A 10526-nucleotide genomic window follows, 5' to 3' on the forward strand; every position below is an offset into this window, starting at 1 on the left:
GCCTAACCGCAGTAAGAATGACTTGCATGAGCGGTATCGAGGAGCAGCGGTCCGATCCGTACCTGTGGCTGGAGGAGGTGACCGGGGAGCGACCCCTGGCCTGGGCACGCGCCCACAATGACGTGGTCGTGGAGCGATTTGCCGCATCCGACCGGTTCTCCGATCTGGAGCATCGGATTCTGAGCATGCTCGATACCGACACCCGGATCGCGTATCCGACCCGGCGCGGACAGTGGCTCTACAACTTCTGGCGCGACGGGGCCCATCCCAAGGGACTGTGGCGGCGGACCACCTTCGAGCAGTACCGCGCGGCCGAGCCGGAATGGGAGGTGCTGGTCGACCTCGACGCGCTGGCGGCCGAGGAGGGCGAGAACTGGGTGTGGGGCGGGGCCGCGGTCCTGCGGCCCGAGCAGTCGCTCGCGTTGATCAGCCTGTCGCGCGGCGGCGCGGATGCCAAGGTGGTCCGCGAATTCGACATGAGCACCAAGCGTTTCCGCGAACCGGAGGACGGCGGATTCCATCTGCCCGAGGCGAAGTCGCAGATCCGCTGGATCGATGCCGATACCGTCTATGTCGGGACGGATTTCGGACCGGGTTCGCTCACCGATTCCGGCTACGCGCGCATCGCCAAGCGCTGGCGACGCGGAACGCCGCTGAGCGAGGCGCAGACGGTATTCGAGGGTGAGCGGGGTGATGTGCTGGTCTCGGCGGGCTACGACCGCACGCCCGGCTACGAGCGGCACTACATCGGCCGGGCCACCGACTTCTTCAACGAGTCGGTGTATCTGCTCGAGGCCGATGGGAGCCTGCGCTATCTGGATGTGCCCAGCGACGCCTCCGAGTCCTGGTACAAGGATTGGCTGCTGGTGCGGTTGAAATCGCCGTGGGAGGTGGGCGGGCGGAGTTATCCCGCGGGTGCGCTGCTGGCGACGAATCTCGAGGAATTCCTCTCGGGCGGAAGGGATTTCGAGGTGGTGTTCACCCCGGACGCGCACACCTCGCTGCACGGATACGGGTGGACCGAGAACTATCTGATTCTGATCACGCTCGAGGATGTACAAACCAAGCTCTATGTCGTGGATCCGACCGACTGGTCACGCCAGCCGCTGGCCGACACCCCGCCCATGGCCACCACCAATGTCATGAATCTCGACCCGCTCGAGGGCGGCGACGAATTCATGCTCACCACAAGCGGTTTCACCACCCCCGCCACGCTGCTGGCCAGTTCGGTCGGCGGTTCGGCCGAAGCGCTCAAACAGGAACCGGGCTTCTTCGACGCCGAGGGCATCGAGACCGAACAGTTCTTCGCCCGCTCCGACGACGGAACCATGGTGCCGTACTTCGTGATTCGCCGCCGCGACCGCCGAGGCACACCGGGCCCGACGGTGATGTCGGGTTACGGCGGTTTCGAGGTCTCGCGCACCCCCGCCTACAGCGGCGCGTCCGGAATGGGCTGGCTGGAACGCGGGGGCACCTGGGTGATGACCAATATCCGCGGCGGCGGCGAATACGGCCCCGAATGGCATACCCAGGTGCAGAAGGCCAACCGGCACAAGGTGTACGAGGATTTCGCCGCCATCGCCCGCGATCTGGTGGATCGCGGCATCACCACCGCGCCGCAGCTGGGCGCGGTCGGCGGCAGTAACGGCGGACTGCTCATGGGCGTGATGCTCACCCGGTATCCGGAGTTGTTCGGCGCCATCGTGTGTCAGGTGCCGCTACTGGATATGAAGCGCTATCACCTGCTGCTGGCCGGTGCGTCGTGGATGGCCGAATACGGCGATCCGGACAAGCCCGAGGAGTGGGAGTACATCGCGAAATACTCGCCGTATCAGAACACCCGGGCCGATGCGACCTATCCGCCGATCCTGCTGACCACCTCCACCCGCGACGATCGCGTCCATCCCGGACACGCGCGCAAGATGGCCGCCCTCCTCGAGGAGGAGGGTCACACTGTCTGGTACCACGAGAACATCGAGGGCGGCCACGGCGGCGCGGCGGACAACAAGCAGCTGGCGTTCCAGGCGGCGCTGATCTACGAGTTCTTCACCCAGCTGCTGATGGAAAGTTAGCGATCACGAATCCACCGCTCGATCCGGTCGACGGTGGTGACCGGATCGGTGATCCAGCCGTTGTGCCCCAACGCCTCCGGCTGATGCCAGGTACTCACGCGGGCCTTGGGCAGCTTCGCCAGCAGGTGGTCGGCCGAGCCGCGCGGGGCCAGATCGTCGCCCGCGATGGTGATCGACAGCACCGGCAGTTTCAACCGGCCGATACGTTCCTCGTAGTCGATGTCCGCACCGGCCGGTTCGAAACGGCCGGTGCGGGCCAGGCGCGCCCAATCGGAGATCAAGACCTTCGACTGCCGCCCGAAGCCGCCGGCGGTGATGCGGTCGCCGGGCCAAAAGCCCGCGAGGTTCGCGGTCAGCGAGACCGCCGCCGGGCCGAGCAGAAATGCCGAGCGTGCCAGACCGTTGTAACCGCGGAAGTAGGGCGTACCCGAGGCGACCAGGATCAGCCCGCCGAGCCGCCCCCGGATCCGCGAGGCGTACATCACGCCCAGCTGTCCACCCATGCTGTGCCCCAGCAGAATCGGCGTACTGTCCGGGAAGCGCTCGCGCACCACCTCGAAGATCGCCGGGAAGTCCACCGAGACCAGTTCCTGATATCCGTAGGCGCTGGCCGGACTGGGCTTGGGCCGACTGTCCCCGTTGCCGCGCAGCTCGCCGATCGCCGCGTCGAAGCCGCGCCGGGCCAGATGATCGGCGAACATCTCGTAATAGGCCCCCGGCACCCCCAGTCCGGGAATGATCACGACCACCGCGCGCGGCGCGTCCGGGGTGATCGGATGGCGATGCGGACCGCGCGCCGGAATCAACCGCACCGGCACGGTGCTGCCGTCGGGCACCTGAATCGGAACAGTCTCCATATCCGGCACGCTACTGGGTATCACCCCCGGAGCCCACGCTGCGGGTCAGCAGCTCCTCCAGGCCCACCGAGGTCGAGACCACCACGAGCTGATTGCCCGCGGCCAACCGGGTTTCCGGATCGGGCTGCCATTCCACCTCCCCGCCGACCGCGCGCTGCAGGGCGATGACGCGGGTGTGTTCGGATACGTCGGCCGCGCCGAGCGCCATTCCCGCGAGTTCCGAATCCGTCTCGACCGGGATCTCGGCGATCATCAATGTGTCGCCGTTGACCGACAGTGTCGCGATCACCCGGCGCTCGGCCGCGGCGGCGGCGAACCCATCGGCCGCGAGCTGGAACACACTGCGCACCACGGCCTTTCCGAGACTCTTCTGCACGCGCTCGGCCAGATCGTCATCGGACAGGCGCAGCACCACCCGCAGATCGTCGCGATAGGACTGGCCGAGCAGCGCCGCCTCCAGATTGACCGCGTCGCTGCTGGTCAACAGCACCAGCGCGCGGGCGCGCGAAACACCCACCGCCTGTAGGGAGTCCTCCCAGGTGGCCTGGCCGATCACCACCGGAACCCCGAGCGTGCGAGCCAGCGCGATACCGCGGGCGTTCTCGTCGTAGTCAAGTCCGACCACGCGCACCCCGAGATCGCACAGCTGCTCCATGACGCGGGAGCCGACATTGCCGAGTCCGGCGACCACGACATGATCGCTGAAACCCGCGGGATCGGGGCCGATCTGTTCGGACAGCTGTGCGCGCAGCACCCCGCCCACCACCATGGCCGTAACCACCGGAGTCAGTGCCAGACCGGTGAATACGACGCCGACCTGCAACACCTTGAAGGCGCCTGAGCGCGCGTGCTCGGGCTGCGCGGCGCCGGCGGCGTCGAGCAGCGTCTCGTAGATCGCGTCGCTCCAGGCGTTTCCGACCACCACCATCAGCGCGCAGCCGATGGTGATCAGGGTGAGCAGCACCAGCGTCAGGCGAACGAGGTTGTTGCGCATCAGATACCGGGCCACGCGTACCCAATGATCGCGCCGATTCGGCAGATTCAGCACCCGATCGGCCAGCGCCAGGGCCCGGTCGCCGCCCTGGCCGGGCGGTACCAAGCGGATGGCTCCGGACCGTTCGCTCAGGCCGCACACCACCTTCCCGGCCGGCGCGTCCGACGGGCCGGTGACATACAGCGTCCGCTCGCCCAGTCGCAGGTAGTCCAGGGTCTTCTCACCGAGCGCCGCCGCGATGAACGACGGCGCGGCGATCTCCGAGATCGACAGCACCACACAGTCGGCGAACAGGCTGCGAATGCGAAAACCCAAGCCGGTATTGAACATCCGAATCACCAGCCGGATGCGCGCATTGAGCTCGTGTGCGCGCAGCGCGGCGTGGAAATTCTCCACATCGGCCTGATCCACCAGCACCAGCGCACGGGCGGACGCGACCCCGGCCCGGCGCAGCGTCTCCTCGTCCAGCCGATCGGCGCACTGGATCCGCACGCGCTCCAACCGCTCCAGCTGCGGTACGAACCCACCGTCGCGATTGGGCAGCACCACCGTCACGGCCGCATCCGTGAACCGCGTCACCAACTGCAGCGCCAGCTGATATACCAGCGGATTGTCCCCGCAGACAACAAAACTCGGGGCCGTCCCGCCCCCCTCGTGGACGTGCATAGCAGTCGATGCTAGAGCGAATCGGACCCGACAGCTACGCGCTGACGGCGCCGATGATCACGCGACGTAGCACGCGGATGATCTCGTCGAGCGGCCGGCGCGGCTCCGAACCGCTCCACGCGTCGACCACGTAGTTGACCGCGCCGATGATCGCGACCGATCGCATCTCGTAGTCACCGGGTGGGATCTCTCCTTGTAACGCAGCGTCTTCCGCGGCGCTGGCCAGCAGTGATCCCCAGGCCCGGCGCAACTCCAGGCGAAACTTCTCGACCTTCGGTCCCGCGCCGACCACCTCCACGAGCGCGACGCGCGCCTTGCGTGGATCGCGGCCGATGGCTTCGACATAGGCCCGCACGGCCGCGTCGATGGCTTCGACCGCACGGTGTTCCGAGGTATCGGCCAGCGCGGCCGATACCGCCTCCCGGGATTCCCGGTCGATATGTTCGTAGAGCTCGAGCAGCAGCGATTCGCGCCCGGTGAACTCCTCGTAGAACTGCCGTGAGGAGAGTCCGGCATCTTTACAGATGGCTCCGACCGAGCTGTTGGCATAGCCGTCTCGGCTGAAAACCGTCAATCCGGACTCCAGAAAACGCGCACGTCGCTGCCGTTGCCGGTCTTCTACGGGCTGCCCGGCGTACATCCTGCCCGCGTTCGTTTCCTGTGACATTGCGCGAGACTTTACCGAAGGGCCCGATCCCCTCGTCATAGATCGGGCTCATCGGTTGTACCTCCGACTTTCCTTGCGTTAGCCGGAAGTTGTCTCCCTGACCGCGTATACGGGTGAGAAACTGCACCCGCAGGTCACTGGCGATTTGCCGAATCGGACGATAGTCGATGGAACTGTTCAAGGGAAGAGTTTTTGGAGGATTTTTTTAGCTATTATTTGGAAGTTCTCAGCGCTGTGAGATTTCGATCCGATAATCGCAGTTGATTCGACTTCTTACGGCAAGACGGACATATGACCGGACCAGGAAATACGACGGGACGGCCGGTACGACGGCGAAACTCGGGGGCGAAGCGGCGAATCCTTTGTGACATTTCGGACAGGGCCGGGCAGGGCGGATGGCGCGCGACTCGGGCTCGGACGGCCGATACGGCCGAAATAGCGAATAGTTCGCCGAGCACACCCCGCGAGGGGCCGGATCGCCTGCGTGATAACGAAACGCTTTGTGCGGCAACATATTACGTTATCCATCGGGGTGAACCGTTCGCGCGCGGCCAATAGTTAAGCCACGGCTTGACTATTGGAGTCGAGTCCCTACACTTAAGTAGGTGCTTAACCAATTCGAGGACCTCGACCAGGTCTTCCGCGCACTCGCCGATCCGACTCGGCGGCAGCTGATCGAGCGGCTGAGTGCGGGTCCGGCGAGTGTGAGCTCGCTGGCGGAGCCGCTGCCGATGTCATTGGCGGCGGTGGTTCAACATCTGCAGGTACTGCAGGATGCCGGGCTGGTGCGGTCGGAAAAGGTTGGGAGAGTACGCACCTGCCAGTTGGTGCCCGAGGCGCTGCGGCCCGCCGAACGATGGTTGGGCGCGCGGCGCACCCGATGGGAGCACCGCCTGGACGCACTCGGCGAGATCCTCGCCGAACAGACCGATCACGAGGAGTAGAGCCATGTCCGATCGCAATGTCACCCACGCCACCTTCACCCTCGAGCGCGACTATCCGGCCACGCCCGCAGCGGTTTTCGCCGCCTGGTCGGATCCGGCGACCAAGGCCCGCTGGTTCGCGGGCGGTAGCGCCCGGCACGAACTGGACTTCCGCGTCGGCGGCCGGGAGACCGCCAAGGGCGTCCACGACGGGGTCGAGCTGAGCTTCGAGACGCTCTATCAGGAACTCGTCCCCGACGAGCGACTGGTCTACACCTCCACGATGTACTGGGGCGAGACGGTCGCCACCGTCTCGCTCACCGCGGTGGAATTCGTTGCCACCGAGAGCGGTACACACCTGGTGGTCACCGAACACGGCGTCTATCTGGACGGCCATGAACAGCCCGCCTGGCGCGAACAGGGCACCGCCGATCAATTGTCCGCCCTCGCACAGGAACTCGAAGGCGCGGCCACCAGCCGATGACCATGCCGTATCAGGTCGCGGTCTGCGGTCCCCGCGACTGCGACCCCACCGAGGCCGCCCGCGCCCGCGAAATCGGCCGACTCCTTGCCGAAGCCGAGGCAACGGTGCTCTGCGGTGGCGGCACCGGCGTCATGACGGCCGTGGCCGAAGGAGCCAGCGACGCCGGCGGTCTGGTGATCGGCATACGCCCCGACACCGACCGCTCCGCAACCTGTCCACGATTGTCCGCCGTGTTGTACACGAATATGGGCGAGGCCCGAAACGCGATCCTGATCGAATCCGCCGACGCGGTCATCGTGATCGGCGGATCGTGGGGGACGCTGTCGGAACTCGCCCTCGCCCACCGCCGGGGCGGCATTCCCATTGTCTCACTGGGCGGTTGGTCCATAGCCGACACCCACGGCCAACCCATTCCGATCACCACCGCGGCCGACCCCGCCGAGGCAGTGGCCTACGCTCTCGGCCGAGCCCGAGGACATCGGACCTGAGACTGCCGACCGAGCCGCCGTTGCGAACGGTGCGGCCATCGCGAATTCCGGTCGGCAGCGACGCGGTGGCGGCAACCCATGCGGGTGGTTCGGCTGCGTGCGAAGGCTGGGGGCGATTGGCTGGTGATTCGTGGGGGGCGGTTGTCGTGTTACTCCGGTAGGCGGTCGGGTGGGAAGCGGTGGGCGGCGATGGGGCGCAGGTGGTCTCGGAGGAGGGGGCCGTGGGTGCCGAACAGTTCGGTGTCTGTGTCGACCGCGATCTGGATTCCGCGCTTGGCCAGTTCTTTTCCGGCGGTGGTCAGTTCGAGGCGATAGGTGCGGGCGTCTACCGGGTCGGGGTTGCGGCGCAGGAGATTTCGGTCTTCCAGAGTGCGGATCACTCGGGAGGCCATGGTGCGGTCGGTGCCGGACATATCGGCGGCCTGCTGTTGGGTGGGTGGGTTGCCTTGGCGCGCAAGCCATCCGGTGGAGGCCAGCAGGTTGAACTGGGTGGGGGTCAGGCCGAGTGGCTGCAGGTTGCGTTCGAGGGTGGCTCGCCATTCCAGAGCGGCGTGATGCAGCCAGAAGCCCGGGCTCTGCAATGGGCCCTGTGGGGTGGCGTGCGGGCGCTCAGGCACGGCGCGCGACTTCCGCCTCGAGTGCGGCGAAGGTGTGCGGCATATCGGCACGCATGGCCTTCTCCCAGATCCAGTGGAACAGCGGGCCGAACGGACCGTGCACCTCGACCGTTTCCGCGACGCGCACGGCTCCGTCTCCGAGCGGTTCGTAGGTGCGATGTCCGCGCAGCTTTCCGAACGGGATCCCGGCCTCACTGGTCCACGATCGCTTCGGCTCCACCGCGACGATCCGGAATGGCCCGGCGGGGGCGCCCTTCGGCTTCACCCAGCCCTTGGTACCCGGCGCGAACGGGCCCTCGATCCGCGACTTCTCCTCGTGCGGATCCCAGTCGGCCCAGCGCGCCACATCGGTGGCCACCGTCCAGATCTGGTCGATATCGCCGGTGATCACGGCCTCTTCGGTGAACGAGTACATCATGAGATCTCCAGGTTGTTGCTACAGCAACAATATACTGTTGCCGCAGCAACAATCAAGAGGGCCCGATTCGGACTATCGCGTGATGCGGTCGAGGGCCTGTTCGGCCTCGTCGACGATCCGCCTGACGATGTCCTCCGCGGAATCGACGGAGGTGACCAGGCCGACGCCCTGACCGGCCCATACGGGTGCGACACTCAGATCGCCGCGTGCGGCCGCGTCGATGTACTCCGCCAGAGTCGCTGTATCCGAACGCAGTTCGTCGTCGCGGTCGCGCCAGCGCTCGAGGACCTCGTTGCGCAGCGTACGAGCGGGATAGCGATGCGGCCAGGCGGAACCGCGCGCGATATCGAGGGTGCGGTTGACTTCGGTGTCCTCACCGTCGGCATCGAGCAGCGCCTTGACGATTTCCGCCGAAACCAGCGCCTCGGGGGTCGCCTGGAAGCGGGTGCCGATGAGCGCACCGGCCGCGCCGAGGGTCAGCGCCGCGGCCAGACCGCGCCCGTCGCCGATCCCGCCCGCGGCCAGCACCGGAGTCGACCCGGCCAGGTCGACCACTGCGGTGACGAAAGACATTGTGCCCAAGCCGTGTTCACCGCAGTGCCCACCCGCGTCACTGCCCTGCGCGACGATGATGTCCGCGCCGACGTCGACCGCGCGGCGGGCCTCATCCAGATCGGTCACCTGCAGGATCAGTTCGGCCTCGGAATCGTGCACCCGCCGCGCGAACGGTTGCGGATCACCGAAGGACAGCACGATCGCCGCGGGCTGGAACTCCAGGGCGAAGGCCACCGCGTCGGGATCGATGGCCCAGACCAGAAAGCCGATGCCCCACGGGTTCGCGGTGGACTTCCGGGCGATGCCCGCCTCCCGGGTCAACCAGTCGCGATCGCCGCGACCGGCGCCGATCAGGCCGAGCCCGCCCCCGTTGGAGACCGCGGCCGCGAGGGCGCCGCCCGCCTCGCCACCCATCGGCGCCGAGGCGATCGGATGCGCGATGGACATGAGATTCGTGAACGAAGTCCGCAGAGCCATGCCTACGAGCTTGGCACGGTTCGGCTAGACCTTCGTGAAGGGTGTGGGAGTCGAGCCGGTCCAGCGGTACAGATGCGCGGTGCCGGTCTGCTTCTTACCGCTCGTCCCCTTCGTCACGACGTAATACCGGCCGTCGCCCAGGGCCACGAGTCCGTATGGGGCCTCGAATTTCCAGCCGCGGGTGCCGGTGTTTTCGTCTTCCAGTCCGCCCGGAGCGAGCGGGAGGACGAGACCCTGCTCCGGCCGCGGTTGGCCCTGCAGATCCTGTCGCTGCGGCTGAGCGCTCGCCTCGATCATGAAGAACGGGTAGTTGGGGAACTCCGGCTTCTTGCCGGGATAGACCGCCAGGAACCAGTTGGCGGTGTGCGGGTCGTACTCGAGGTTCTGCACGCCGTAGGTGGTGTTGCCGGTGTAGACGAAGTATTTGCCCGCGGGGGCGGCCGGGCCGCTGGTGTGCGGGGCGTTCTGGTTTAGCGGGCGTTCATAGGCGCGCCAGTCGGCGATGTCGTACTGCAGCAGGATCTGGTAGTCGTTGTCGTCGCGGTCGAGGTCGGAGTAGATGCCGTAGGCGACGGTGAGTTTCGGTGCGCCGTCTCGGGCCCCGAAAGTGGGGCCGAAGGCCACGCCGTCGATTCCGCTGCACCCGTAGCGATGCCCGGGTGCGGTGTAATCGGCGACGACCTCGCGCAGGTAAACGGATTTGACCAGTCCGGAGGACACGGCATCCATATCGCGCTCGGTGATGCGATCGCCGTCGATCACCGCGATATAGAACGCATTGGCGTCGGCGTATTCGAGGGATCCGTACACCCGGCCGTCCTGCGGGTTGAAGGCCAGATCACCGAGATGTCCGGTGAAGCCTTCGACCGTGCCGAGAACCCTGCCCTGCAGATCGGTCTTCACCAGAAGATCGGTGAAGGAGAAATACATGACGCCCTTCTGCTCGTCGAGGGCGATGCCCTGGACGTGACCGGATTGCCATGCGCCGCCGGAGATTTGCGTCGGCAGCTGCCCGGGCGTCGCCTGTGCGGGCGGTGTTCCCAAGACGAGTCCCAGCAAAAGCATCGGCAGGCCGATGCGAAGAATTCGAGTCCACATACCGCATCCCTATCCTCGACCAAGATCAGGGCCGCGACATTACCGAGCGGAACGGAACGGGATTGCGGGCGCAAAGCCAACGGCGGGCATCGATCGGATGAGCGGCGGTGGTCCGCGGATTGTCGATTGTGCAAATGGCACAGCAGGATTCGGCGAATATGGTTCGGATACGCGGAAGGCCCCGACCAAACGGTCGGGGCCTTCGCGAAT

11 protein-coding genes are annotated in these 10526 nt (G+C 66.4%); 4 read left to right on the forward strand and 7 right to left on the reverse strand.

Features of this window, described 5'->3' with window-relative positions; translation table 11 throughout:
• Window positions 1-26 precede the first annotated feature (26 nt).
• The gene (locus NP4_RS19820; protein WP_174556156.1) at window positions 27-2072 is read left to right on the forward strand and encodes a prolyl oligopeptidase family serine peptidase; all 2046 of its coding nucleotides are present in this window, start codon (window positions 27-29) and stop codon (window positions 2070-2072) included.
• Here the strand turns inward: NP4_RS19820 and NP4_RS19825 are convergent.
• From NP4_RS19825 to NP4_RS19835, 3 genes are read right to left on the reverse strand one after another with little or no spacing between them, the layout of a single operon-like run.
• A complete protein-coding gene (locus tag NP4_RS19825; RefSeq protein WP_067999869.1) occupies window positions 2069-2929 on the reverse strand; it encodes an alpha/beta hydrolase family protein in 861 nt (286 codons plus the stop codon). The two genes, NP4_RS19820 and NP4_RS19825, sit on opposite strands and share 4 nt — an antisense overlap.
• 10 nt (window positions 2930-2939) lie before the next feature.
• Window positions 2940-4589 (reverse strand): NAD-binding protein, encoded by a 1650-nt coding sequence (locus NP4_RS19830; protein ID WP_067999793.1) that lies wholly within the window; start codon window positions 4587-4589, stop codon window positions 2940-2942.
• A gap of 34 nt (window positions 4590-4623) precedes the next feature.
• Window positions 4624-5256: a TetR/AcrR family transcriptional regulator gene (locus NP4_RS19835; protein WP_245997693.1), complete on the reverse strand. Its 633-nt coding sequence runs from the start codon at window positions 5254-5256 to the stop codon at window positions 4624-4626.
• Between the two features lie 605 nt (window positions 5257-5861).
• On the opposite strand from NP4_RS19835, the gene NP4_RS19840 reads away from it, so the two are divergent.
• From NP4_RS19840 to NP4_RS19850, 3 genes are read left to right on the forward strand one after another with little or no spacing between them, the layout of a single operon-like run.
• On the forward strand, window positions 5862-6200 hold the full coding sequence (locus NP4_RS19840; RefSeq protein ID WP_062509463.1) for an ArsR/SmtB family transcription factor: 339 nt from the start codon (window positions 5862-5864) through the stop codon (window positions 6198-6200).
• Between the two features lie 4 nt (window positions 6201-6204).
• Entirely contained in the window at window positions 6205-6663 is a 459-nt protein-coding gene (locus tag NP4_RS19845; protein WP_067999797.1) for an SRPBCC family protein, read from the forward strand.
• Window positions 6660-7151, forward strand: a complete 492-nt coding sequence (locus tag NP4_RS19850) for an SLOG cluster 4 domain-containing protein (protein WP_211335850.1) — start codon at window positions 6660-6662, stop codon at window positions 7149-7151. Before NP4_RS19845 ends, NP4_RS19850 begins: the two co-directional genes overlap by 4 nt.
• A gap of 149 nt (window positions 7152-7300) precedes the next feature.
• On the opposite strand, the gene NP4_RS19855 is transcribed toward NP4_RS19850, so the two are convergent.
• From NP4_RS19855 to NP4_RS19870, 4 genes are all read right to left on the reverse strand, one after another.
• Window positions 7301-7768, reverse strand: a complete 468-nt coding sequence (locus tag NP4_RS19855) for a MarR family winged helix-turn-helix transcriptional regulator (protein ID WP_067999799.1) — start codon at window positions 7766-7768, stop codon at window positions 7301-7303.
• Entirely contained in the window at window positions 7761-8186 is a 426-nt protein-coding gene (locus NP4_RS19860) for an SRPBCC family protein (RefSeq protein ID WP_082876021.1), read from the reverse strand. Before NP4_RS19860 ends, NP4_RS19855 begins: the two co-directional genes overlap by 8 nt.
• 72 nt (window positions 8187-8258) lie before the next feature.
• Entirely contained in the window at window positions 8259-9218 is a 960-nt protein-coding gene (locus tag NP4_RS19865; RefSeq protein ID WP_067999802.1) for an NAD(P)H-dependent flavin oxidoreductase, read from the reverse strand.
• A gap of 24 nt (window positions 9219-9242) precedes the next feature.
• Complete coding sequence (locus NP4_RS19870; RefSeq protein WP_067999804.1) at window positions 9243-10316, reverse strand: hypothetical protein; 1074 nt, start codon at window positions 10314-10316, stop codon at window positions 9243-9245.
• Between the last annotated feature and the right edge of the window lie 210 nt (window positions 10317-10526).

It is taken from the genome of Nocardia pseudobrasiliensis NBRC 108224 (assembly GCF_001613105.1).
Taxonomy (GTDB): domain Bacteria; phylum Actinomycetota; class Actinomycetes; order Mycobacteriales; family Mycobacteriaceae; genus Nocardia; species Nocardia pseudobrasiliensis.